Source organism: Mycolicibacterium madagascariense, assembly GCF_010729665.1.
Classification (GTDB): domain Bacteria; phylum Actinomycetota; class Actinomycetes; order Mycobacteriales; family Mycobacteriaceae; genus Mycobacterium; species Mycobacterium madagascariense.
Genome location: NZ_AP022610.1, coordinates 2,552,967 through 2,577,243 on the forward strand (window position 1 = coordinate 2,552,967; position 24,277 = coordinate 2,577,243).

Annotated in this window: 23 protein-coding genes and 2 pseudogenes; 12 read left to right on the plus strand and 13 right to left on the minus strand. The window is 69.6% G+C overall.

From position 1 onward, the window contains the following. Positions 1-17 precede the first annotated feature (17 nt). Complete coding sequence (locus G6N60_RS12035; RefSeq protein WP_246240586.1) at positions 18-239, plus strand: hypothetical protein; 222 nt, start codon at positions 18-20, stop codon at positions 237-239. Positions 240-249: 10 nt separating this feature from the next. On the opposite strand, the gene G6N60_RS12040 is transcribed toward G6N60_RS12035, so the two are convergent. Beyond that, a complete protein-coding gene (locus tag G6N60_RS12040; RefSeq protein ID WP_163737083.1) occupies positions 250-1,473 on the minus strand; it encodes an FAD-dependent monooxygenase in 1,224 nt (407 codons plus the stop codon). A 104-nt stretch (positions 1,474-1,577) separates the two neighbouring features. Between G6N60_RS12040 and G6N60_RS12045 the strand changes: the two genes are divergently transcribed. After that, positions 1,578-2,045: a MarR family winged helix-turn-helix transcriptional regulator gene (locus G6N60_RS12045; protein ID WP_163737086.1), complete on the plus strand. Its 468-nt coding sequence runs from the start codon at positions 1,578-1,580 to the stop codon at positions 2,043-2,045. Between the two features lie 15 nt (positions 2,046-2,060). Here the strand turns inward: G6N60_RS12045 and G6N60_RS12050 are convergent, their stop codons facing one another. Continuing rightward, a complete protein-coding gene (locus tag G6N60_RS12050; RefSeq protein WP_163737088.1) occupies positions 2,061-3,515 on the minus strand; it encodes a hypothetical protein in 1,455 nt (484 codons plus the stop codon). 168 nt (positions 3,516-3,683) lie between these two features. Between G6N60_RS12050 and G6N60_RS12055 the strand changes: the two are divergent. Together G6N60_RS12055 and G6N60_RS12060 are read left to right on the plus strand one after the other, a co-directional pair. Beyond that, positions 3,684-3,905: pseudogene (locus G6N60_RS12055) on the plus strand (LLM class flavin-dependent oxidoreductase); the annotation flags it as partial. 28 nt (positions 3,906-3,933) lie between these two features. Then, a pseudogene (locus tag G6N60_RS12060) lies at positions 3,934-4,705 on the plus strand (DUF1684 domain-containing protein). Here G6N60_RS12060 and G6N60_RS12065 read toward each other — a convergent pair. Then, positions 4,702-5,430: a sulfite exporter TauE/SafE family protein gene (locus G6N60_RS12065; RefSeq protein ID WP_163737090.1), complete on the minus strand. Its 729-nt coding sequence runs from the start codon at positions 5,428-5,430 to the stop codon at positions 4,702-4,704. The pseudogene G6N60_RS12060 and the gene G6N60_RS12065 sit on opposite strands and share 4 nt — an antisense overlap. A 295-nt stretch (positions 5,431-5,725) precedes the next feature. Here G6N60_RS12065 and G6N60_RS12070 point away from each other — a divergent pair, with 295 nt between their 5' ends. The 3 genes from G6N60_RS12070 to G6N60_RS12080 are packed head-to-tail and all read left to right on the plus strand — an operon-like array spanning position 5,726 to position 8,385. Then, entirely contained in the window at positions 5,726-6,622 is an 897-nt protein-coding gene (locus G6N60_RS12070; protein WP_163737092.1) for an ABC transporter permease, read from the plus strand. After that, positions 6,619-7,323, plus strand: coding sequence for an ABC transporter ATP-binding protein (locus tag G6N60_RS12075; RefSeq protein ID WP_197746936.1), 705 nt, complete (start codon positions 6,619-6,621; stop codon positions 7,321-7,323). The genes G6N60_RS12070 and G6N60_RS12075 overlap by 4 nt, the downstream gene beginning before the upstream one ends. A gap of 15 nt (positions 7,324-7,338) precedes the next feature. Further along, entirely contained in the window at positions 7,339-8,385 is a 1,047-nt protein-coding gene (locus G6N60_RS12080) for an aliphatic sulfonate ABC transporter substrate-binding protein (RefSeq protein ID WP_163737096.1), read from the plus strand. An 81-nt stretch (positions 8,386-8,466) separates the two neighbouring features. Here the strand turns inward: G6N60_RS12080 and G6N60_RS12085 are convergent, their stop codons facing one another. Both G6N60_RS12085 and G6N60_RS12090 read right to left on the minus strand, forming a co-directional pair. After that, on the minus strand, positions 8,467-8,943 hold the full coding sequence (locus G6N60_RS12085; RefSeq protein ID WP_163737098.1) for an NADPH-dependent FMN reductase: 477 nt from the start codon (positions 8,941-8,943) through the stop codon (positions 8,467-8,469). Positions 8,944-8,977: 34 nt separating this feature from the next. After that, positions 8,978-10,207 (minus strand): acyl-CoA dehydrogenase family protein, encoded by a 1,230-nt coding sequence (locus tag G6N60_RS12090; protein ID WP_246240591.1) that lies wholly within the window; start codon positions 10,205-10,207, stop codon positions 8,978-8,980. A gap of 179 nt (positions 10,208-10,386) precedes the next feature. On the opposite strand from G6N60_RS12090, the gene cysK reads away from it, so the two are divergent. Next, positions 10,387-11,322 carry a cysteine synthase A gene (gene cysK / locus G6N60_RS12095; protein ID WP_163737100.1) on the plus strand — a complete coding sequence of 312 codons (936 nt, stop codon included), beginning with the start codon at positions 10,387-10,389 and terminating at the stop codon, positions 11,320-11,322. A 7-nt stretch (positions 11,323-11,329) separates the two neighbouring features. After that, positions 11,330-11,914 (plus strand): serine O-acetyltransferase EpsC, encoded by a 585-nt coding sequence (gene epsC, locus G6N60_RS12100; RefSeq protein WP_163737102.1) that lies wholly within the window; start codon positions 11,330-11,332, stop codon positions 11,912-11,914. A gap of 8 nt (positions 11,915-11,922) precedes the next feature. Here the strand turns inward: epsC and G6N60_RS12105 are convergent, their stop codons facing one another. Then, on the minus strand, positions 11,923-14,202 hold the full coding sequence (locus G6N60_RS12105) for an HNH endonuclease signature motif containing protein (RefSeq protein WP_163737105.1): 2,280 nt from the start codon (positions 14,200-14,202) through the stop codon (positions 11,923-11,925). Positions 14,203-14,398: 196 nt separating this feature from the next. Here G6N60_RS12105 and G6N60_RS12110 point away from each other — a divergent pair, with 196 nt between their 5' ends. Continuing rightward, positions 14,399-15,634 carry an MFS transporter gene (locus G6N60_RS12110; protein ID WP_246240594.1) on the plus strand — a complete coding sequence of 412 codons (1,236 nt, stop codon included), beginning with the start codon at positions 14,399-14,401 and terminating at the stop codon, positions 15,632-15,634. Between the two features lie 118 nt (positions 15,635-15,752). Continuing rightward, entirely contained in the window at positions 15,753-16,073 is a 321-nt protein-coding gene (locus G6N60_RS12115; protein WP_163737111.1) for a histone H3 family protein, read from the plus strand. Positions 16,074-16,078: 5 nt separating this feature from the next. Here the strand turns inward: G6N60_RS12115 and G6N60_RS12120 are convergent, their stop codons facing one another. Continuing rightward, a complete protein-coding gene (locus G6N60_RS12120) occupies positions 16,079-16,285 on the minus strand; it encodes a dodecin (protein ID WP_163737113.1) in 207 nt (68 codons plus the stop codon). A 213-nt stretch (positions 16,286-16,498) separates the two neighbouring features. On the opposite strand from G6N60_RS12120, the gene G6N60_RS12125 reads away from it, so the two are divergent. Beyond that, on the plus strand, positions 16,499-17,623 hold the full coding sequence (locus G6N60_RS12125; RefSeq protein WP_163737116.1) for an LLM class flavin-dependent oxidoreductase: 1,125 nt from the start codon (positions 16,499-16,501) through the stop codon (positions 17,621-17,623). Here the strand turns inward: G6N60_RS12125 and G6N60_RS12130 are convergent. The 6 genes from G6N60_RS12130 to G6N60_RS12155 form a co-directional block, all read right to left on the minus strand. Then, on the minus strand, positions 17,620-19,005 hold the full coding sequence (locus G6N60_RS12130; protein ID WP_246240596.1) for an LLM class flavin-dependent oxidoreductase: 1,386 nt from the start codon (positions 19,003-19,005) through the stop codon (positions 17,620-17,622). The two genes, G6N60_RS12125 and G6N60_RS12130, sit on opposite strands and share 4 nt — an antisense overlap. 93 nt (positions 19,006-19,098) lie before the next feature. Further along, positions 19,099-20,076 carry a glycine betaine ABC transporter substrate-binding protein gene (locus G6N60_RS12135; RefSeq protein ID WP_163737119.1) on the minus strand — a complete coding sequence of 326 codons (978 nt, stop codon included), beginning with the start codon at positions 20,074-20,076 and terminating at the stop codon, positions 19,099-19,101. Further along, on the minus strand, positions 20,073-20,840 hold the full coding sequence (locus tag G6N60_RS12140; RefSeq protein WP_163737122.1) for an ABC transporter permease: 768 nt from the start codon (positions 20,838-20,840) through the stop codon (positions 20,073-20,075). The genes G6N60_RS12135 and G6N60_RS12140 overlap by 4 nt, the downstream gene beginning before the upstream one ends. Then, positions 20,837-22,006: a betaine/proline/choline family ABC transporter ATP-binding protein gene (locus tag G6N60_RS12145; RefSeq protein ID WP_163737125.1), complete on the minus strand. Its 1,170-nt coding sequence runs from the start codon at positions 22,004-22,006 to the stop codon at positions 20,837-20,839. The genes G6N60_RS12140 and G6N60_RS12145 overlap by 4 nt, the downstream gene beginning before the upstream one ends. After that, complete coding sequence (locus tag G6N60_RS12150) at positions 22,003-22,650, minus strand: ABC transporter permease (protein WP_163743848.1); 648 nt, start codon at positions 22,648-22,650, stop codon at positions 22,003-22,005. Before G6N60_RS12150 ends, G6N60_RS12145 begins: the two co-directional genes overlap by 4 nt. Before the next feature lie 140 nt (positions 22,651-22,790). Further along, positions 22,791-24,242: an FAD/NAD(P)-binding protein gene (locus tag G6N60_RS12155; protein ID WP_246240599.1), complete on the minus strand. Its 1,452-nt coding sequence runs from the start codon at positions 24,240-24,242 to the stop codon at positions 22,791-22,793. Positions 24,243-24,277 lie beyond the last annotated feature (35 nt).

Consider the following 24,277-nt stretch of genomic DNA (forward strand, 5'->3'; position numbering starts at 1 on the left):
ACACTGAGGCGATGCGGATGGAAGAGACACTGTGGGACGTGTACGTGGGCCGGGACGTCTCGGACCGGAATCACGAGCGGCTGCGCGACGTGTTGACGCGCGCCATCGAGAAGCGCCTCGACGGCACGAAGGAACTGCTGCGCGTCGTCGCGTGGTCTCCCAATGCGGGCGGCCTCTTCGAGCCCAAGGCGGGCCCGCGGCGTTACGCGGTGTCCTACGAGGTGCGCTGGAGCGCCTGAGCCCTACCGGCTAGCGCGCCCCGCCCTCGGCGACCGCGACCTGCGGATAGTCGGGCAGCCGTAGATCGTCGGCCGACACGTGGACCAGGGTCTTGCCGACGACCGACATGGCGGTGCGCACCACCGGGCTCGCCACGATGCGGGCGAGGCCGTGTAGCGTCCGAATGCCAAGGCGCGTACGGGGGTTCATCCGTCGCAGCATGCCGATGTGCACGGTCCGGGAGGCGGCGACGTGCGCGCCCATGAAGCGCTCGTAGTTGGCGAGCGCGGTGCGCAGGTCATCGGTGCTGCCGAGTTCACCGGCCAGCACGTAGGCGCCGATGAGGGCGAGGCTGGTCCCGCCCCCGCCGAACGTGGCGGGACAGAACGCCGCGTCGCCGAGCAGGGCGATGCGGCCCTTGCTCCAGACGGGCGCATTGACCTGGCCGACGGCCGAGAAGTACAGCGGCGCACCATCTTCGAGCGCGGCGAGGATGCGCGGTGCGGCGCCGCCCACGTCGGCGAAGGTCCGCCGCAGGATGGCGACCTGGTCGTCGCGGTGCAGGTCCTCCAGGCCGCGGACTTCGGAGATGAACGTCAGGATGGTGCGCGTGGTGCCCAGGTTGTCCGGCCGGGTGTGCACCGCACGGGACTCGCTGACGTGCTGCCAGTCCCACCACGGTTCGTCGGAGTCCTCGCGCGCGATGGTGACGTAGGCGAAGTACATGCCCAGATCGGTGACGTCGGCGGACGTCACGAATCGGCGCGACCGCGACCGCAGCCCCTCGGCGATGACGACGAGATCGGCGTCGAGCGCCGTGCCGTCGTCGAGGGTCACCGCCACGCGCTCGCCGTCGTCGACGAGATCGACGATCCTGCAGTCGAATCGGTACTCCGTCCGCTCGCGGGAGTGCTCGATCAGGATGCGGGACAGCTCGCCGCGCAGGATCTCCAGCTCCGCCGTCGGGCCGTCGGTCTGCCCCGGCGCGTTCATGGGGAACGTCGCGGCGGGCCTGCCGTCGGCGTCGAGGAAGCGCATGCCGATCTCGCCGGTGTTGGCGGCGCGCACGTCGTCCTCGATGCCCATCCGCCGGACGACCTCGCGGGCCGACCCGCGCACGTCGACGTTCTGGCCCTCGTCGCGCCGCTGCGGAAAGCGTTCGACGACGGTGGTCTGCCACCCGCGGGCGGCGAGCTGGTGAGCCAGTGCGGGTCCGGCGATGCCGGCCCCGGAGATGACGGCGTGACGTGGCATGCGGGGGATCCGATCCGTGGTGTGGCGGGTGGGACGTCGAGCTAAGGTAGCTAGATCTACGTATTACCTGTAGTCCGAACGATACCTGCCCGGAGGAGGGCCGTGTGAAACACGAGCGTGACGCCTCGGGACACTGGCTCGCCGGGCTCAGCGACCCCATGGTGTCGATGCGGGACTTCCTTCAGGCCCACGACGAGTTGATCCGGCGGCAGGCGCGGCGAATGGGGCTCAACGCCACCGACATGCAGACGCTGCGGTTGCTCGACCTGCACGGTCCGCTCGGGCCCACCGAGTTGGCGCGGCGTCTGGACCTCAAGACGGCGTCGGTGACCGTGGTGCTGGACCGCCTCGAAGCCGCCGGACACGTCGAACGCATCAGGGACGAGCGCGACCGGCGCCGGGTGACGGTGCGCGCCCTGCCGCAGGCCCTCGACCTGCTGTTCGACACCTGGGCGCCCGTCGTGCGGGCGCTCGACGACATTGCCCGCGGTCTCACCCCGGCTCAGCGCAGTGGCGTCTGCGCGTTCTTCGACGGGGCTGCGGCTGTGATCGCCCAGACCCCCGAATCCTGAGCTACCGAAGCCGGCTCATTCGTTCAGCTGCACGACGATGGCGTAGCCGTCGTGGTCGCCCGTGGTGGCGGACGGGCCGTCGTAGGCGTTGTCCAGCGCCACGATGCCGACCAGGGTGGCGCCATTGGCGACCAGCCGGCTGGCCAGTTCGTCGCGGGCCTGGTCGTAGGAGACGTAGGTGTGGGCCGGGATCAACCAGTTGAAGCCGAACAGCTCGCGGCTGGCCGCGACGGTCCAGACGTACCCCGCCACGCTCTCGGCGGGGGCGGGCCCGAACACGCGGGCGTGGTCGTCGGGGAGCAGGAAGTCGGCGTCGGAGTAGGCCTGCAGGAGACCGGTCGGCTGCTGCGGATAGGTGACGTCGCCGATGACGCCCAGGAAGCCGGTGCTGTGGATCGCCCGCGCGGGGAAGCCCGCCTCGCCCAGATCGGCGTTGAGCTTCTGCGTCGCCGCGGCGGGTGAGGCCGACGTCGGGTCGAGGATGATGACGTTGACGGGCTCGATGATCGTCTTGCCCGCGTACGTCTGCCCGCCGTAGGTCGAGATCTTCCCGGTGGGCTGCAGCAGCCACTTGCCGATCTCGCCGTACGGGGTCTCGGCGACGTCGGTCGGGCTGGGGACCCCCGCCGACGTCGACACCGGGTTCTGCCCGATCACCGGATCGCGGGTGATCGAGATCGGGGTGCCGACCACCGGGAGGCCGAGGGTCAGCTCGATGCGGCGAACCACCTGAAAGGCCAAGAGCTGCAACGGATTCGATGGTGGCACGGCCGGGTTGGGGGAGATGATCGTGTTGACCACCGCGGCCACCTCCGTCAGCACGCCCACGACGGGGTTGCGCGGCAGGGGAGGCGCGACCGGTGGAGCGCCGACGGGCAGCACGCCGGGGGTGGCCTTCGTCGTCGCGGCGGCGAGCGCGACCTTGGGTGCGGTGGCGGCGGCCGGGGTCTCTGCCGTGGTGGCGTGGGCCGTCGGGGTCTTCGCATTCGCCGAGGTCTTCGCCGAGGTCTTCGCCGAGGTCTTCGCCGTGGTCTTCGCCGAGGCCGTCGCCGCCGCCGGCTGGGTGTGCGCACTGGCGAAGGAGCGGTGCGTCTTCGCCAGCGCGTCGGCTGTCGATGCGGGCTGCGCGGCCTTCGGCGCGGGGTCGGCCGGATCGTCGGCGTGGTCGGCGGGGGAGGCGTCCGTCGTCGTCGGGTGAGGGGTGGGCTTCGCCGAGTGCTTCGTCGTCGACGGCGTCGCGTGTGGCGACGTGGCCGATTCGTGCGCTGCGGCGGTGCCCCCGGCGGACGGTGTCGCGTCGGCATGGGCGACGCCCGACCCGCCGGCCAGCGCGGCACCGATGCCCAGCGTGACCGCGCCCGCGCCGAGCCACGGTGCGACGACGCGGGGCGGCTGGGGCGCGCGGTGTCTGCCCGCGGCGCGCCGGGACCTTCCGCGCGCAGCGGTCCTCGCCCGATGTCCACCAGCCACGCTGTGCCCCTTGCCGCAGTCGAGCCCGTAGATATACCAGCCGCCGCGCCAGGATGCCCAACCGTGACGTGTTTGCCAGCGGGCGCGCTACCGCGGAGACGGCACCGCCGCCCGACGGTAGCGGGCGCCCCGGTGCGTCTCGGGCAGCCGAGATCCGCGCCCGAACAGCTGGTCGGCAGCCCCCAGCAGGTCATCGACAAGGTGGGCCGCTATCACGAACAGCTCGGCCACGAGGTGATGCACCTCAGTGCAGACGCAGATGGTCTGCCGCCCGGCCACCAGCGCCGTAGCCTGGAACTGTTCCAGTCCGAGGTGGCTCCGGCGCTGCGGGACCGGATTCGCAGCAGGCCGCTGATGGCGCAGTCGAATTCGAGACACGTCGTGGCATGAGCCGTCGACCGAACGAGGAGGGTGCACGATGACCACCACCGCAGCGCAGACCGACCCCGGCACGTTCGAGGCGGACTGGAACGACTGGCACGAGGACCGCGAGCGCTACTATGGCGACCCGCTCGGCTGGGTCAGCATCACCGGATTGCATTGGCTGAGTGAGACCTTCGAGGCCGTCGCCGATCTGCCCGGGCGGTGGCGCGCCGATGCCCACGCTCTCTACGTCGAGGGCATCGATGGCACCGAGCGCCTCGAACCGGCGGAAGGCGCGCCGGGCCTGTTCGTCGAGGCGGGGGACCGCCGCCATCGAGGTCATCCGCCGCACCGGGTCGGTCGCGTTGCGCGTGCACGATCCCAAGGCGCCATACCTGTTGTCCTACAAGGGCATTCCCACCTATCCGCCACACGAGACGTGGCGCGTCGCGGGTACGTTCACACCCTACGAGCGGCCTGCCACCGTGACGACCGGGGCGGTCAAGGAGGGGCTCGAACACCATCACACCGCCGTGGGCGTCATCGACTTCGAGATCTCGGGCGTGGCATCGCAACTCGTCGCCTTCGGTCGGGCGGACGGCACACTGCACGTGCTGTTCACCGATGCGACGAGCGGCGTGACGACCTACCCGGCGTGCCGGTCGCTACCGGTCGCCGCACCGGCCGCCGACGGCACGGTCACGCTCGACTTCAACCGTGCCGCGAACCTTCCGTGCTCGTTCACCGACTTCGCGACCTGCCCGGTCGCGCCCGCCGAGAACAGGCTGACCGTCGCCGTCGAGGCCGGCGAGAAGAACCCGCGCTAGCCGCTCACCAGCGCGAGCAACATGCCGGCGGCCGCTGCGACCAACACCGCGTCGATCAGGGCCGAGTACGTGCGTGGACGGAGAGTGCGGACGAGCCGGCGGGTGAGGAACGGCCCGACCATGAGGGCCACGCCAATCACCAAGCCCCGCACGACGAGACCTGTCGTGAGAACGCCGAACTGCCCGAACGTGGTGATCGTGGCGGCATAGAGCAGCAGCGCGCTCGCGGCCTCGGTGCCGAGAAAGGCGCCACCGCTGAGCCCGAACCCCGTGAAGATGGGCACGCTGAGCGGGCCGGTCGACAGCACCAGACCGGTGAGGAACCCGACCACCGCCCCGGCGATGGCGAGGTGCCACAGCCGTATTCGCCACTCCCGCGTGGCCGCGATCCTGCGGATGGGGATCATCGCGAGGAAGAACACGCCGAGGAATCCGTCGACGATCCTCGGGGAGATCGTCAACAGCGTGTGCGCCCCGAGGACGGCGGCAGGGGCGCCCGTCGCGGCGTAGACGACGACGGGTCGCCACCGAATGTCCCGCCACCACGCCATCACTCGCGCGACGTTGGCGAGCACCGCCGCGATGCCCATCATGGGCACTGCCATGCGCGGCCCGTACAGCACGACGAGCACCGGCAGCAGCACCAGCGACGACCCGGTGCCGACGATGCCGCCGAGGGCACCGGCGCCGAGCGCGAGCACGAGGATGAGGGCAATGGCCAGCACGGCAGGACCTTCTCGCCGGCGTGGGGCACGCCGACGGAGATCCTCCAGGCTTTTGTCCGTTCAGATGACCGCGACCCATCGGGAGCCGCGGTGGCGCCGCTCGGACCAGGCACGCACCGGCGAGGTGCGCCGGAACCCTAGGCGCTGTCGTCCACCACCTTAGCGACAGCGGCCGAGGGGTCGCGCCCGGCGCGTAAGAATCCCAGCGATTTCATGGATCGGCACCCGGCGCGCGGTGCGCCATGGTGGGTGCGCACGCCGTCGCGCTCGTTGGGCGGCTGACCCGAGGAGACCCATGACAGACCTCAGTCTGGCGACGCGGCCGGACGCCGATGCCGGGCCCGCGCCCGCCGGAGTGCCGTCGCGTGGCCGAGACGTGTTCGTACCGGCCGACATTCGACGACCGGGCGCCATCGCCGCCCTGCGGCGGCGGCTGCACTGGCCACTCGGTGTCTACACCACGCCCGTGGCGATCCTCGTCGTGTGGGAGATCCTCGGGTTGGCCGGGGTCATCCCCCCGCTGTACGCCCCGGCGCCCACCGACATCGCGGCCACGGCCGTTGAACTCTGGCGCGACGGGACGCTCGGACCCGATCTGGCGATCTCGCTGCAGCGCGCGGGTCTCGGGCTCGCCCTCGGGCTGAGCATCGGCATCGTGACGGGGGTGCTCGGCGGCTTTCTGCGGCGCGGAGAGTACCTGTTCAACGGCGTCGCGCAAATCCTCAACACCATCCCGCTGCTGGCGGTGCTGCCCCTGATGATCGTGTGGTTCGGCATCGACGAACTGACCAAGGTGCTGCTGATCGCGTTCGGTGCGGGCGTGCCGATGTACCTCAACCTCTTCGCCGCGATTCGGGGGGTCGATCAACGCCTGATCGAGATGGCCCGCACGACCGGTGCTGGCCGCCGGCGCATCGTCGGGTGGGTGCTGCTGCCCGGTGCACTGCCGGGATTCCTGGTGGGAGTGCGGTTTTCGCTCGCCTACAGCGTCCTCGGACTGGTGGCCGCCGAGACCGTCAACGCGGATTCGGGACTGGGCTTCCTCGTCACCCAGGCCCAGACGTATCTGCAGACCAACCAGGTGTTCGTCGGGCTGGTGATCTACTCGGTGCTTGGCCTGCTGGCCGATCAGATCGTCCGCATCCTCGAGCGGGTGCTGCTGCGGTGGCGGCCCAGTTACGAGGCGACGTGAGCGCTCAGGCCGTTCTGGTCGACCAGGTGGTGAGGACGTTCGGCGACCGCACCGTGCTCGACCACCTCGATCTCACCATCGACGACGAGGAACTCGTCGTACTGCTCGGGCCGTCGGGATGTGGCAAGAGCACGCTGTTGCGCCTACTCGCCGGGCTCGACCGACCCGACGGTGGACGCGTCGAGGTTCCGACCAAGCGCGCCATCGTGTTTCAGGGCGACCGGCTCCTGCCGTGGCAGCGCGTCCTGCGCAACGTGACGCTGGGCCTGCACGGCTCCGATGCCGAGCAGCGCGCCAGGAAGGCCTTGGCCGACGTACACCTCGCCGGGCGGGAAAGGGCGTGGCCCAAACAACTCTCGGGCGGGGAAGCCCAACGGGTCGCACTGGCCCGTGCGCTCGTCGCCGAGCCGGACCTCATCCTGCTCGACGAGCCGTTCGCGGCACTCGACGCCATCACCAGGGTCAAGATGCACGACCTGGTTCGCGAACTGCGTCGCGAGCACCACGCCTCGATGCTGCTCGTCACGCACGACGTCGACGAGGCCATCGCGTTGGCCGACCGCATCGTGGTGCTGGGCAACGGACGAATCGAAGACGCGCACCGCGTCCGGCTGTCGGCCGCCGACCGCGAGGCCAGCCTGGCCCGCGACGAACTGCGCTTGGCCCTGCTCGCCGACCTCGGTCTGGCCAGCGCGCACTAAAAAACAGGAGAACCCATGTCCCGCAGTAGTATTCGTCTGATCGTCACCGCGGCGACGCTGGCGGTGGCGACCGTCGTGGCAGCCTGCAGTTCGACGCCGAGCGCCACGCATGGCGCACTGAGCACCTCGGGTGGGTCCACGCCGGCCCATCCGGAGTGGAGTCAGTACACGTTCACCATCGGTGACAATGGCGGTGACGGCAGCGAGGAGCTCGCAAAGGTCACTGGCGCGTTCGACGGCGCGCCGTACAAGGTGAAGTTCGCCCGATTCGACTACGGTCCACCGCTGGTGCAGGCGGCGGCCTCCGGTGACATCGACCTGGGGAGCGTCGGCACCGTCCCACCGATCACCGGCGCGGCACAGGCCTACGGCTTCAAGATCGTCGCGACGCGGCGCGGGGCCGACCCGACGAAGGCCTCCGAGAACATCGTCGTGCCCAAGGATTCGCCGATTCGGACGGTGGCCGATCTGAAGGGCAAGAGGATCGCCGTTCCTCAGGGCAGTTCGGCACACGGCCTGGCGCTCCTGGCCCTCAAGAGCGTCGGATTGACGCCCAGGGACGCGCAACTCGTCTACCTCAGTCCGGCGGCGGGCGCGTCGGCGTTCACCACCGGCAAGGTCGACGCGTGGTCCATCTGGGATCCGCAGTCCGCGGTCGCGGTGGGCCAGGGTGCTCGCATCATCGCCAAGGGCGTTCCGCCGATCGACCAGTCCAACGACTACTACGTCGCCTCCGACGCGTCGCTCAACGACCCCGTCCGCCGCGCCGCACTGGCGGACGTGCTGACCCGGGTGGGCCGAATCTTCAACTGGGCCCAACAGAATCCCGACGAGTACGCCAAGGCGATCGTGAAGGAGACGGGGGTGTCGCAGAAGGACGCGAGGGCGACGGTGGACTCCTTCCCCTTCAAGATCACCCAGTTCCTGCCCGAGGACGTCGCCGCCGAACAGGAGTTGAGCGACGCCTTCTTCGACGCCGGCGAGATCAAGAAGAAGGTCGATCTCACGACCATCAGCGACAACATCCTGCCCGGTGGGTTCGACAGTTCGGCACTGTCCTGATGGGCGCTCGACGTGACTCGAGCGCTACCGTCTTGCGTTGCCCGCCAACCAGTTTCGCGCCGGTGCCTGAGGGGACGGGAACTACCGAGCCAGCACCCGGCGGGCGATCTCCAGCCACCGGTCGAGCTCCGGTGCGGTCTCGTATTCGGAGTCGATGAGATACAGGCTCGGCACCGGGCAGCTCGCCCCGATCTCGACGAGCACCGGGCGCAACGTCAACTCGGGCGCCAACGAGTGCGCGGGTGATCCGCCGAGCATCAGTGGCACGGTGGGAATCTGGCCGAGCTCACCGGCGCCGAACTGGTCGAGGAACAGCTTGAGCAGCCCGGTGTAGGTGGCCTTGTAGGTGGGGGAGGCCACGACCAGGAGGTCGGCGGCCTTCACGATCTCCTTGGCCTCGGCCACCTTTGGGTCACCCCAGCCGAGCAGGGCGGCACCGAGGTCGACGACGTCGATGACGTGCTCGGGCGCGCTGCCGGTCAGCTTCGTGGCGACCAGCTCGGCAGCCGCGCGGGTACGTGAGAGGGGCTTGGGGTTTCCGACGACGACGACGCTCATGGGATCAGTGAACCAGCTGCGGCGCTCGCGCTCATCAGAAGAATCCGTTCTGCGGGGGTGGCGCGCCGTTGACCAGATGGTCGCCGATGGCCGTGGCCTTGAGGAATGTCGGGTTGTGCGTCGAGATCGTCCGGATGTTGCGCCAGTGCCGGTCGTGGCCGTAGCGCAGCTGGGTGGCCGAGGCGCCGCCGACGTCGAGCAGACGGGCCGCGGTGGCGTAGGAGAACCGGTCGATCGCGACCTTGGCCTGCGCCGCGGCGATCTGGGCGACCCGGGCGACGTCGGGGTCGAACACCCCGTCCGTCTCGGTGTCGGAGGCGTCCTGCAAGGTCTGCGCGGCCGCGAGCACGATCGCCCTGGCGGCGAAGGCGTCCGAGGCGATCTCGCCGACCACCTGCAGCACCTGCGGATCGTCGGCGGGCACGGACTGGCTGGCGTGGCTGAAGTTGCGCTCGCGGCGGCGGGTCAGCGCGACCGCGTCGGCCGCGATCGCCGCGAGGATGCCCGCGGTGAGCGCCTGGAGGTAGAGCTGATAGAAGCCGCCGTAGTAGGTGGGGCCGGCATCGGGGTTCCCGACGGCGGTCCGTTGTATTTCGTCGGGGCGTACCGCGACGTCGGAGAAGCGGGTCGTCCCGGTTCCGGTGAGCCGCTGGCCGAAACCGTCCCAGTCGTCCTCGACCCCGACGCCGTCCCGGTCGACGGGAATGGTGACGCGGAAGGTGACGCCGTCGGGACCGATCGCCTGCACGTTCACGAGGTCGGCGAAGAGGGTGCCGGTGGAGTAGAACTTCACGCCGGTGAGGCGGAAGCCGCCGTCGCCGTCCGCGCGAAGGACGGTCTCCAACTGGGGTGCCGCGCCTGCCGGCCGTCCGACGGGCAGGGCGTTCTGCTCGCCGACGGCGTTGCCGAAGAGCCGATCCTGCGCCACCAGGTCGAGCCATCGGCGGCCCGCATCCCGGTCGGGGTTGTGCAGTTGTTCCTCGACGAAGCCGAAGTGCGCCCGCAGGGCGTGCGCGACGTTGGAGTCGGCCGCCGCCAGGTCGATGACGAACCCGAACAGGTCGGGCAGGGTGGCGCCGGCCCCGCCCTCCTCGATGGGCAGCCGCAGGCGTCCGAGGCCAGCCTCGCGTAGCCGCCGAATCTGGTCGTGGGGCAGCGTGCGTTCTTGCTCGCGCTGCCGTGCGCCCTCGCCGATGGACGCCAGGAGGTCGGTCAATGCGGACGAACCGGGGGCCAGCGGGCGGGATAGCGTCGGGGAGACCACGTCGTGCCACGTTAGGCAGGGGTGTCGGGGCGGCCGAGGGTTTGGGCCACCCTGATTCTGGGTCGGCGCTGGACCCCTACCAGTTGGCACGGTCGAGTCGCCGACGTGTTGCAATGGAGTGAACGAAAGTGCGCTCACCACGGAACTCCGGTGCCACCGGTCCACCAGGAAGGTCAGTCATGGGCAGGATCTACGAGAACGTCAGCGAGCTGGTCGGCGGCACCCCGCTCGTGCGGCTCAACCGGTTGACCGAGGGCCTCGAGGCGCAGGTCGCCGTCAAGCTGGAGTTCTACAACCCCGCCAACAGCGTGAAGGATCGCATCGGGGCGGCCATCATCGACGCGGCCGAGCAATCCGGTGAGCTCAAGCCCGGCGGCACCATCGTCGAGGCCACCAGTGGCAACACGGGCATCGCGCTGGCGATGATCGGCGCGGCTCGCGGCTACAAGGTGATCCTCACGATGCCGGAGACGATGTCGACCGAGCGTCGGGTCATGCTGCGGGCCTACGGCGCCGAGATCGTCCTGACCCCCGGCTCGGAGGGCATGGCAGGCGCGGTGGCCAAGGCCAAGCAGCTCATCGCCGAGACCGAGAATGCGGTGTCGGCCAATCAGTTCGCGAACCCCGCCAACCCGGCGATCCACGAGAAGACGACCGCCGAGGAGGTGTGGGCCGACACCGACGGCAAGGTCGACGTCTTCGTGGCGGGCATCGGCACCGGCGGCACCATCACCGGCGTCGGACGAGTCCTCAAGGCACGCAAGCCAAGTGTGCAGATCGTCGGCGTCGAGCCGAAGGACTCCCCGCTGCTGACCGAGGGCACCGCCGGGCCGCACAAGATCCAGGGCATCGGCGCCAACTTCATTCCCGAGGTGCTCGATCGCGACGTCTACGACGAGATCATCGACGTCGGCGTTCCCGACTCCATCCGGGTCGCGCGCCAGCTGGGCACCGACGAGGGCATCCTCGGTGGCATCTCATCCGGTGCGATCGTGTGGGCGGCACTGGAATTGGCGAAGCGTCCCGAGAATGCGGGCAAGCTGATCGTCGCGGTCGTCTGCGACTACGGCGAGCGCTACATCTCGACGGCCCTCTTCGACGACATCCGGGACTGACCTCGTCGTGACGCTGCTGTCGACACTGCGCGAAGATCTGCAGAATGCCCGGGCGCACGATCCGGCGTCGCGCGGTGACCTGGAGAACGCGCTCGTCTACTCCGGCCTGCACGCCATCTGGTCCTATCGCCTGGCCCACCGCCTGTGGGCGATGCCGGCATGGCGCGGGCCCGCCAGGGTGCTGACGCAGTTCACCCGCTTCCTGACCGGGATCGAAATTCACCCGGGTGCCACCATCGGCCGTCGGTTCTTCATCGACCACGGGATGGGTGTCGTCATCGGCGAGACGGCCGAGATCGGCGACGACGTGATGATCTACCACGGGGTGACGCTCGGCGGCCGGTCGCTCAATCACGGCAAGCGCCATCCCACGCTCGGCAATCGCGTGACGGTCGGCGCGGGCGCAAAAGTCCTTGGGCCACTGACGGTGGGCGACGACAGTGCCATCGGTGCCAACGCCGTCGTGACCCACGACGTGCCCGCCCAATCCATTGCGACGGGAATCCCCGCGGTGGTCCGCAACCGTACGGAGAAGCAGCGGGAGCGGGGGGTCGACCCGACCACCTACATCGACCCCGCGATGTACATCTGACGCTGCCGCTAGAACGGTGGTGGGTGCGATTCCAGTCGCGGTCGCTCGAGTTCGGTTGTCCAGGTGGGTGATTGGCCGGTGAGGGCGGTCTCCTCCTCGAGGGCGCGTCGGTTGGCTTGGCGTTCGGTGAGGGCGCGGTGGCGTCGGTCTTGGGTGCGGGTGGCGCGTCGGGTGGGCATCTTGAGTCCGTGGGCGTGCCGTGGTGGTGGCGGGTGGGCGGTGATGGGTGCGGTGGGTGCGCACAGTTGCGGGAAGTCGGTGTGGCTGCCGGGTCGGGTGGTGTGGGTGCGTCCGTCGGGGGTGGTCCAGATGACGGTGCCGTCGGGGAGTTGGCGGTCGTGCCAGCCGTTCCAGAAGGTTTTGAGCAAATGATGTTCACGGCAGAGGCATTTGAGGTTGGAGGCAGCGGTCGGCCCGTAGGGGTAGGGGATGGTGTGGTCGATGTCGGTGGTGCTGGCTGGTTTGGTGCAGCCGGGGTAGCGGCATGTTTGGTCGCGGCAGCGGATGAAGTCGGCGAGTGTGGGTGAGGGGCGGTAGTGCGGTTCGGGGGGTGCTTGGCCGGGGTGCACGATGATCGAGATCCTGGCGCCGGTGGCGGCGCGGCGGGCGATGGCTCCGGGTAGCACGGTGCCGCTGAGGTGGGCGCCGTCGAGGAGGGTGGCGGGGGGCAGGCTGCTGAGGTGTTGGGGGCTTGGTCGGGGGTGGAAGAGTTCGGCCCAGGTGAGTTGGGTGAGTGGTTTGTCGTAGAGCGGGGGCGCTACCCCGTCGAGGCCGGCGCATTCCTGTTCGGGGGTGATGAACGGGATGGGGGTGCGTGGGGCGAGCTCGGCGACGGTGGTGGGGTCGGGGGTTGTGGGTTCGGGTGCGGCGTCGGCATTGTCGGTGTCCGCGGCAGCGTCGTTCGCTTCGTCCCCGCCGTCGGTGGCTGCGTCCCCGTCGAGGTCGTGGATGCCTGCGTCCCCGTCGATGTCGTCCGTGGTGTCGTCGACGGTGGTGTCGGCGACGTCGCAGTCGCCCGTGGCGTCGGTGGCGACGTCGTCCGTATCGGTGACGCCTTCCGTGGCGGTGAACTCGGCGCCGGAGCCAACGTCGCCCTGGTCGGTTGATTCTGCGGTAGGACGGTCCGCGAGGGTGGACTGGTCCTCGACCGTTGAGTCCGATTCCGTTGATGCCGAATCGGTTTCGGCGTCGACCGTAGCGTCGCCGTCGGCGTCCGGATCGGCGGGTGCGTCGGCGCGGTGGTCGGCGGATGTGGGCTCGGTCTCCATCGCCCAATTCGGCTCTGCAAACGCATCATCGGTGTCGACGTCGACCGCGGCGTCCTCGGGCTCGACGTCAGCGTCGGGCACGTCGTCGGTGGCGTCCTCGAGTTCGGGCTCGACGTCTGCGAAGGGGCCCGCCGGTGCACCACCGTCGTCGGCACCGCGGGCCCCGTCAACCGGGGGCACCACCGGCGGCAGACCAGAGGGGCCGTCCCCGGTGATGGTGTCGGGGTGGGCGATGAGGTGGATGACGACCCCGGTCGACGGTGGGCGCAGGAACGCTTCGCAGTCGGGGCGTTGGCACAGGCACGCCAGGCGGTCCTGGCCGTAGGACAGCGCCCCGATGGCTTCGGAGCGTAGTTGGTCCTTGGTGCGCGGGTCCTGCGGGCACACGGTGTCGGCCAGGGCGTCCAGGCGGGTGGTGAAGGCGGCGCCGTCGGTGGCGAACAGGCTGGCATAGAGCTGGGCGATGCCGGTCTCGTCGTCGATGGTGACGTCCACCCGGCGGCCCTGCGCACGGGTCTGGGTGCGGTGCACCGCGGCGGGGTCCAGGCGCCAGATCTCGGCGTCGATGGCCTTCTGCGCGCGGTAGAGCGAGGTGGGGTAGTCGGTGCTGGTGAACCGTTCGCTCAGGGCGATGTCGAGGGCGTCCCAGACGGCGGGGTCGATGACCGCCGAGGCGCGGGTGGTGATCAGCCGCACGATCGGATAACTCAGGCGTCCGTCGGTGAACAGGGCCTCCAGGCGGGGGAAGCGTTCACGCAGCGCCAGGGCGACGAGCAGGGTCGCCGACACCGAGCGGGTGGTGAGGCGTTGGGCGGCGCCGATGTGGGCGCACACCGCACTCCAGTTGTCGATGCACCATTGGTCGCGGTCAACCGATCCGTCGGCGGACATGGCGGCCTCGAGCATGGTCCGCATGGCGTGCAGGCGGTGTGCGCAGGCGGCGTTCTCCACGCGGGTCCACAGTTCGACGGCGGCGGGTCCCTGCGCGCAGAGCGCCGTGGTCACCAGAGTGTCGAACACGTGTTCGAGTCTATGGCGTCCCATCGACCCCCGACAGCACCAATCCTCGACCCTGTGGATGGATCACCGCCTGGGGACAACCCCGGCTTAGGCCCCGAAAGTGTCACCCCCCCATGCCAAGTCACCGACTGCCACCCTTCGAATCACGGGGATCGCGACCGTTCTGTCGTCGCAGGTGTTTCCCTACCGTGGCAAGGTGATCACGTCTGTCGAGACCAGAGCGCCCGCCTTCCGGCAGGCGCTCTTCGTCGCGGTGACCGCGGGCCTGGGGTACGGCTTCGACTCCTACGCGGTAAACGTCTACGGCTTGGTGCTGCCCGAGATCAAGAAGACCCTGCACATCACCGACGCACAGGCCGGCTACATCGGCTCGATCTTCCTGCTCGGCTACACGATCGGGACGGTCGGCTTCGGGCTGGCCGCCGATCGGTGGGGCCGCAAGACCACGCTGGGGGCGTCGATCCTGCTCTACGGCATCACCACCGCGGCCGCCGGGCTCACCACCAACGTCGCGGCCTTCACCGGGCTGCGGTTTCTGACCGGGGTCGGCGGCGCCGGGGAGCTCGCCGTCGGCGCGCCCTACACCGCCGAGGTGTGGCCCGCGAAGACCCGAGCCATCGGCGTCGGCGGAGTGATCTTCTCGCTGTTCTCACTGGGTTACGTGCTGGCGGCCGGCGTGGCCCTGCTCCTGGTGCCGCGATTCGGTTGGCAGGCATCGTTTCTCGTCGCGATCGTGCCCGCGGTCATCCTGTTCCTCGTCCGCCAGGGCATCACCGAGTCCCACCGCTACACCGCGGTGCAGACCACGACGCAGCGACCCGCCGCGCTGTGGCACCTCCCGGGGGCGCGCCGCCGGGTGGCCGTCGGATGGCTCGTCTACACCGCCAACGCCGTTGGCTACTGGGGCATGACGCTGTTCCTGACGACGTACCTGGTGCAGCGGTTCCATGCGACCTCGACCGAGGCCATCAGGTATGCGCTGGTGTTCTTCCTGCTGCAGGCCGTGTTCGTCTTCGTCGGCACTGCGCTGGCCGACTGGCTCGGACGGCGGCCCTCGGCCATCCTGGGCGCCCTGATCGAGACCGTCTCGACGGTGCTGGCGGTCACCGCGGACTCACGCTCCGACTACCTGATCGTCGGAGCGATCTCCATCGCAACGCTGGGCTGGCTCTGGGGTGTCGGCGACACCTACATCGCCGAACTCTTCCCAACCGCTGTGCGCGGCAGCGGTTTCGGCATCGCGGTCGGCGGGGGGCGCCTGGTCTCGGTGGCCGCTCCGACCGTCATCGGTTGGGGCATGGCCCACTACGGGTTACAGGCGCCGTTCCTCGCCCTCAGCGGCATCTGGGTGCTGACGGTCATCGGCTACCTGCTCGGTCCCGAGACCAAGGGCAGGGAGCTCGAGGACCTGGTCGACGACGCCCTGCTGTAGATCCCAACGCCCCCTGGAATCAGAACGATTCGTACTGTCGGCAGCCGCGCGCGGCCTCGCTAGCGTCGAACCCGGCGGACATCGCAAGCGGTGCGACGGCGAGGCAAGGGAGTCTCGAATGACCAATCTCGGCCCGTTCGAATGGATGCGCGACGTCATGGGTGACGACGAGGCCACCGAGGTCTACGCCGAACTCTCCAGTGGCGGTAGCGAGGCGGCACGTGGTGCCGCGGGCATGGCGTCCTACCGGGCCCGCGAGTACTGGCCGGACTTCTTCTCCATCGCCGACCGGCCCGCACTCGCGGCGTGCGCCATGGTGTTCGACGACTATCCCTGGCTCACTGCGACTCTGGTCGAACGGGCCCTGGAGACACTGCGCGGGCGGCGCACCATCACCCCGCAGGACATCGTCGAGGCGGCCCAGCTGCTCGATGGGTGAGCAAGTTATTCGAGCCGGAACCCGACCTTCAGCGAGACCTGGAAATGCGCTACCGCACCATCTTTCAGCTCGCCCCGGACCGACTGCACCTCGAACCAGTCGAGTTCGCGCAGGGTTTGAGAGGCTCGGCTGATGCCGTTGCGGATGGCCGCGTCGACGCCCTCGGGGGACGTGCCGACGATTTCCACCACTCGATAGGTGTGTTCGCTCATGGGGTCATCCAACCTCACCGCACCGCCGCGGCGCAGCCGTTGTGCTCGCAGGGATTCGATGGCCGGAGCGGTCAGAGGCGTCGGGTAGCCCCTTTCGGCTCGGCCAGATTCGAAGGGCTGCGGCACGAACCGGCCGATGGCGGGCCGGACCGTTGCCGACGAGGTCGATGAGCTCCGACGGCCGCGCCCACGGCCGATAGCGTCGATGGAGTCATGAGCGCGACCCCGTTGGCAGTACTCGACCTGGTGCCGGTCTCGTCGGGTGCGACGGCGGCCCAGGCGATAAGCAACAGCCTCGATCTCGCCACGCGAGCCGAACGACTGGGCTACTCGCGGTACTGGTTCGCCGAACACCACCTCAATCCCGGGGTGGCGGGAACGTCGCCGGCCGTCCTGCTCGCCTGGGCGGCCGCCGAGACGTCCACGATCCGGCTGGGGTCGGGGGCTCTGCAGATGGGCCATCGCACGGCGCTGTCAGCGGTAGAGGAGTTCGGTCTGCTCGACGCGCGGTATCCCGGCCGGTTCGACCTCGGCCTCGGGCGGTCCGGCGGCAGGCCCGTCGCACCGTCGCCGTCGTCGGGCGGGCCCTCGCCCGTCGTCGACGGCCGCGCGCCGAACGGATTGCCGATCCCGCCCCCCTTCGACCCGACGCCGATGCTGACGTCCCCCCGCATCGCGATGCAGAAGGCCCTGCTCCAATTGCCCAACGCCACACCGCAGAACTACGCCGAGCTGGTCGAGGACGTGCTAGCGCTGATCGCCGACACCTACCGGTCCGAGGTCGGCGAACGGGCCCATGTCGAGCCGGGGCGGGGCGCCGGTCTCGACGTCTGGATCCTCGGCAGCAGCGGCGGGGAGAGCGCCCTCGTGGCCGGCCGCAACGGATTGCGCTTCGCGGCCAACTATCACGTCGCCCCGGCCCGCGTCCTGGAGGCCGTGCATGCCTACCGCGAGGCGTTCCGGCCGTCGGCGAGCCTGGCGAGGCCCCACGTCGCGGTGTCGGCCGACGTCGTCGTCGCCGACGACGAGGCCACCGCCCGCGAGCTGGCCGAGGGCTACGGGCCGTGGGTGCGCAGCATCCGCACCGCCGAGGGGGCGATCCCGTTCCCGACGTCGGACGAGGCGCGCCGACACGTGTGGAGCGACGCCGACCGCGCGCTGGTCGCCGACCGCATCGCAACCCAATTCGTCGGTACCGCAACGCAGGTCGTCGACCAGCTCGAGCTGCTGCGCGACGCCACCGCCGCCGACGAACTCGTCGTCACGACCATCACGCACGACCACGCCGACCGCGTACGCTCCTTCGAGCTGCTCGCCGAGGAGTGGGCGCGCCGTTAGGCGACGGCGGTCGGGGTGAACCTTCCCCGCCACTGCCGGGCCGGATGGCGGGCGGGTAGCTCAGGCCCTGCTCCGAACAGCTTGTCCCGCAAGGTCCCCGCGGCATACTCCGACTGCGCGAGCCCCCGGGACCGGAGTTCGGGCACGACGTGATCGATGAAGTCCTCGAAACTGCCCGGGGTGGTGATGTACCGGATGTTGAGGCCGTCGATGCCGGCGTCCTGCCACTCCTGCAGGACGTCGGCGATCTGTTCGGGTGTCCCGACGATGCGGGTGGACTCCTGCTGCTGGCGGATCAGGTCGGCGATGGTAGGATTCGTGCCGGGCGGCGCTGCGGCGATCAGGGATTCGATCGTGCTGCGGGTGCCCTGCACGTCGGCAGCCAGATCGCCGATCGGGGTGTCGTGATCGAGGCCGCCGAAGTCGATGCCGATGCCACCGCTGCGGTGCGCGATGAGGCCGTCGACGCTGAGGAACTCGTCGAGCTCGGCGGCCCGCCGCCTCGCCTCGTCCTCGGTGGACCCGACGACGAAGGACATGCCCTGGAAGAACTTGACGTCGTCGCGGCGTCGGCCCGTTGCGACCGCGCGGTCCCTGGTATCGGCGATGACGGCGCGGGCGCCCGCGGGGGACGCGGCGTTGATGAACACGCCCTCGGCGTGGCGAGCCGCGAAAGATCGTCCTGCCGTTGACGTTCCGGCCTGGAACAGCACGGGGGTGCGCTGCGGCGACGGAAAGCTGAGGTGTGGACCCTCGACCGAGTAGCGCTTTCCGAGGTGGTTGATCTTGTGCACGCGGTCGGGGTCGGCGTGTACGCCCCTGGCGCGATCGCGTATGAGCGCACCGTCGTCCCAGGAGCCCTCCCACAGCTTGTAGACGACCTCGGTGTACTCCTCGGCCCACTCGTATCTGGCGTCGTGCTCCTCGCGCTCCGCCAGCCCGAAGTTGCGGGCCGAGTTCTTCAGCGCACTGGTCACGACGTTCCAGCCAATGCGCCCCCGTGACGCGTGATCGAGGGTGGAGATCTTGCGCGCGAACGAGAATGGATGATCCTGCAGCACGGAGCTGGTGATCACCAGGCCGAGATGCTCGGTCGACAGCGCGAGCGCGGACACGATCGCCGAGGGGTCGTGGTTCGGGATCTGCAGGCCCTCGCGCAGATAGGTGTCCCAACCGCCGCGGTAGTCGTCGTAGACGCCCACGACGTCGGCGAAGAACACCGAGTCGAACGTGCCGCGTTCCAACAGCTTGACTAGTTCGACCCACACGTCCAGCTGGTCGAATTCGACACTGCGTGTCTCGGGGTTGCGCCACGATCCGTAGGACACGTGGGTGGCGGTGTTCATGGTGAACGCGTTGAGGATCAACCGCGGTCGGGTCACGTCGCTGCCCTTCGGGTCATCGTTAGGGTGGCACCGATGGTGCCCGACCCGACTGCCGTGCCACAGGGTTTGCGTCGAGCTGAACGCAAGGCCCTACCCGGCGGTGATGAACCCGCGGCTGACCATCCAGTCGCGCGCCACGATGCTGGGATCCTTGCCGTCGACGTCGACCCGCTTGTTGAGCTCGATGATGACGTCATTGGTGAGCGCGGCCGTCACGGGCGCCGTGACGTCGGCGATCTGCGGATGTGCTTGGGAGAAGGCACGTTTCATCGTCACCGACGGGTTGTAGTGCGCGAAGAACTGCTTGTCGTCCTGCAGGACCGTCAGGTCCAGGGCCGCGATCCGGCCGTCGGTGGTGAACACCTCGCCGAAGTCGCACTGGGTGGCGTCGGCGGTCGCCTGGTAGATGATGCCGACCTGCAGGATGGGGGTCTGGGCCCGCGCGGGGTCGAATCCGTACGCCGCCGCCATGCCGGGGAAGCCGTCCTGGCGGGCGCGGAATTCGGTGTCCACGCACGTCTTGGCGGCAGCGGGGTTGCGTTTCACCAACTCGGCGTACTGGGACAGCGTGTGGACGCCGGTCCGCTGGACGACGGCCTTGCTCGCGGCCAGCGCGTAGGTGTCGTCCATGGGGCCCGGCTCGAGCCACACCATGTCGTTGGCCTTGAGATCGGCATCCCGGACGGCCTCGAACTGCCTGCGGGTGTCCGCGATCGGCGTCTCGTGGCCGAGGTAGTTGATCCAGGCATTGCCGGTGAACTCGTAGGCGACGTCGACCTGGTTGGACAGCTGGGCGCCGCGGGTGCTGCGGGATCCGACGATGCCGGTCAGGTCGCGCACGTCGGCGCCGGCGGCGGACAGCGTGTACTCCAGGATGTAGCCGAGGATGACCTGCTCGGTGTACTCCTTGGAGCCCACCGTGATGCGCACACCCTGCAGTCCCGGGGTGGGCTTGATCGACCCGGGGCCCACGCGCAGCGGCAGGCCGCCGCCGGAGCCGAGGCCGCACGCCGCGACACAGGCGACCAGTGCGGTGGCCATCACGAACCGCAGGATGGAGCGCCTCATCGAAGTCCCTTGGGGCCCAGGTAGAACTCGGCAAGGCCACCGAGCCAGTCGACGAGCAGGGCCAGGCACACGGCGAGCACACTGCCGAGGATCAGCGTGACGTCGTCCTGCAGCTTGTATCCGGTGTCGATGAGGATGCCCAGGCCGCCCGCGTTGACGAGGAACGACAGGGTCGCCGTTCCGACGGCCAGCACCAGCGACGTGCGCAGGCCCGCCAGGATGTACGGAACGGCAAGCGGCAGTTCGACTCTCAACAGCAGGGAGCGCTTCGACAGCCCCTGTCCGCGGCCCGCGTCGACCAGCGCGTCGTCCACTTCGTCGATACCCAGGATCGTGCTGGAGAGCACCGGCAGCAGGGAGTACAGCGCGATTGGCAGCACGCCGATCCAGAAGCCGGTCGTCGCGGTCAGCAGGAACAGCAACACCAGCAGACCGATGGCGGGTGCGGCCTGGCCGACGTTCGCGACGCCGATCACCAACGGCCGCAACCGTCGAGCCCCCGGCCGCGTCACGAGGACGCCGAGCGGAACCCCGACCGCCAGCACGATGACCGTCACGGTCGCGGTGATTAGCAGATGCTGCCAGATCAACAGGCCGACGTTGGCGGCGTTGACGTTCTCCTTCTGGGTGGCGGTGAGATCGCGGTCGAACGCCCAGAGGAGCACGGCCGCAGCGACGATCAGCACCAGCACCGGCTGGATCAGCAGCCGAAGTCGGTCCGCCCGCGTGGTGCCCCCGGCCGGGGCGTCGACGGCGGTGCTCACGCCGAACGGTCCTCCGAGTGGGCGTCGGCGCGCACCTTCGTGACGGCCTCGATGAGTGTCTCGAGGGTGACGACGCCCGCGTAACGGCTGCCGGGGCCGGCGACGACGGCCGACGCGTGGCTCTCGGCCAGGATGGCTTCGAGCGCGTCCTCGAGCGTGGACTGGGTGCTGACGACGTCGAGATGCTCGGCGACGCTGCGGAGGTCGGAGGCGTGGGCGAGGGCGCGCTCGCGCACCCAGCTCACCGGGCGGTCCTTGGAGTCCAGCACCACGACCCAGTCGAACGGGGTGCCTGCCAACGCATGTCGCGCCACCTCGACGGAGTCGTCGACGTGCACCGCGGGGTGCTCGCGCAGTGCGACGTCCTCGACCCGCAGCAGCCCGAGTTGGCGCAGGGAGGCCCCCGAGCCGACGAAGCCCGCGACCGTGTCGTCGGCGGGGTTGGCGAGGATGACCTGGGGGGTGTCGTACTGCAGCACGGCGGACCTGGGCCCCAGCACGGCGATGCGATCGCCCAGCTTGACCGCCTCGCCGAAGTCGTGGGTCACGAAGACGATGGTCTTGCCCAATTCGGCCTGCAGGCGCAGCAATTCGTCCTGTAGCGAGCTCCTGGTGATGGGGTCGACCGCACCGAACGGCTCGTCCATCAGCAGCACCGGGGGATCGGCGGCCAGCGCCCGGGCCACGCCGACGCGCTGCTGCTGCCCGCCGGAGAGCTGGCGCGGATATCGGTCGGCATACTGTCCCGGTTCGAGGCCGACGAGGTCGAGCAGCTCGTCCACGCGGTCGGCGATCTTCCTGCGGTCCCACTTCAGCAGGCCGGGCACGAGGCCGACGTTCTGCCGAATCGTCATGTGCGGGAACAGGCCCGCCTGTTGAATCGAGTAGCCGATGGAGCGCCTCAGCTCCGTGGGCTTGATGGAGAGGGCGTCCTGGTCGCCGATGAGGATCTTGCCCGACGTCGGCTCGCTGAGCCGGTTGATCATGCGCATCGTCGTGGTCTTGCCGCACCCGGACGGTCCGACGAAGACGACGACCTCGCCCGCGGGGATGTCCAGCGAGACGTCGTCGACGGCCGGCTGATGGGACCCGGGATACACCTTGGACACGTGGTCGAGCCGGATGCGGACGCCGCTGGGCCCGCTACCGTCAGAAGTCGTTGTCACCGAATGCCTTTCGACGTAGTGAGTCGGCCGAGCAGGACGAGGGCGGCGTCGAGGACCAAGGCGAGCACGACGATCAGCAGCGTGCCGATCAGCGCCATCGGCAGCGCGGTCGGGCTGCCGACCCTGGCGAGCCCGGCGAAGATGAGGTTGCCGAGCCCCGGGCCCTTCACGTAGGCGGCGATGGCGAGGACGCCCATCGACATCTGCGTGCTGAGTCGCATCGCCGACAGGATCGACGGCCAGACCAATCGCAGTTCGACGCGGGCCAGGGTGGCCAGCCGGCCCATGCCGATACCGCGGGCGGCGTCGGTCAGGGCGGGGTCGAGCGCGTTGAGGCCGACGATGGTGTTCCTGATGATCGGCAGCAGCGAGTACAGCACCAGGGCCGTGACGCTGGGGATAACGCCGAGCCCGAACAGCGGGATGAGCAGGCCGAGGAGGGCGAAGGCCGGCACGGTCAGGATGACGCTCGACGTCGCCGTGGCGAGCTCGGAAGCCAGCCGGCTGCGGTAGCTGAGCACGCCGATGGCGACGCCGACGACGGTCGCGATGAGCACGCTTTGGACGACCGCGCTGACGTGTTGGTAGGAGTCGAAGAGCAACTGTGCCTGATGGTCGGTGACGTAGCTCCACAGCGCCCCCACCATGAGCAACACGTCCTCTCAGCGCCTTGGCGGCAAACTCCAAGGTACCCGTCGCGACCCGCTCGAAACATCGTCGAACGTCCGGCGGCGCCATCGCGCCAGTCCACGGGTTCGGCGCACGGTGAGCCGAAGTCCCGCGATCAGATCATGTACTCCAGCAGCAGCTGGCCCTCGTCGAGGTCCATCCGGCTGCTGCCGAGCAGCGTCTCCGCCACCCGGCGGGCCTGCACCCGCAACTCCGGAACGGCGATCGTCTCCCAGTACGTGCCGCGCAGCATCGGACCGAGGGCGAGAAGCAGATCCGACCGCTCGCCGGCGGCGTCGACGACGGTGTGGTCCGGGTCGACGCGGACACCCATGTCGGTGTCGTCGGGCGCAATCAGGCCGCGGCGCAACAGATTCTGCAAGAGCGCCGAGCGCGTGGCGGTGAACCGCGTCGCGGGTCCGGTCGCGTTGATCACCAGGTCCGCATCGAGCGTGCGCCCGTCGGCCAGCCGCACCCGGATGCGATCGGAACCCGCCGCCGTCAGTTCCTCGATGCGCTGGGCGTGCACCCGCAGTTGGCCGGTCAGCTGCGAGCTGGTGATCTGGGCGGCGATGTCGGGGGCGATGCGGTGCCGGAACACGTTCCACCGGGCCGCATGCTCGGTGGCGAACGTCAGGCGGTCCTGCCGGTCGAATCCGTTCCAGATGCGCTGGGTGTGCGGGCGCAGCTTGTCGACGATGATCGCCGGGTTGGCGTTGCGCTCGTGCAGCAGCGCGCAGTGCGTCTCCACCAACGCCCGCAGCGCGTCGAGGCCCAGCGTGGCGAGATCGACTCCCGGGGGCGGGAATTCGGGATACTCGATGCCGCGGAAGTGCGCATGTGGGAACCAGCCGTGCCGCGACACGGCGTCGATGCTGCCCAGCCATCCCAGGGTGCGCAGCGTGATGATCGCGTCGACGGCCGACAGCCCGGTGCCGAGGATGACGACGTTGCCGTCGGGCCCCGGCAGCCGGTCCTCCCACGCGTGCCAGGGGTTGCCGACCCAGGCCCGGTGATCGGTAAGCGCCTCGGCGCCGGGCAGCGGGTTGGGCGCCTCGTTACCGGTGGCCAGCACGACGCGGTCCGCGCGCAGCGTCGTCCCGTCCGCGAGGTGCACCAGCCCGCCGGAGTCCAGCGGCTCCACGTCTAGGACGTCGCCGACGATGGTCTGTGCGCTGACGGGCGTCATGGCCCCGGGGCTCTGCAGGTGGTGCTGCACGATGGCGCGCAGGTAGTCGCCGTAGATCTGACGGGAGATGAACCGTTCGCGCAGTTCGACTTCCGGCGTCGACTCGAACTCCGAACGGGTGCGCAGCCACTCGAGGAAGTGCTCCGGCTCGTCGGGGAATGCCGACATGTTCCGGGCCGCCACGTTGAGGAGGTACTCGGGCCGCCGCAACCCGTAGGCGACGCCCCGCCCGACGGGATGCGCCCCGTTGACGACGGTCACGTGCAGCGGTTCGGCGCTGAGCCGGGCGACGTTCACGGCGCTCATCGCTCCGCTGAATCCGCCGCCGACGACGACGACGCGGGCGGGGCCCGATGCGTGCGATGACCGTGGGTCCACTCGACGGGACACTAGATCATCGCGCGGCCGAGCGC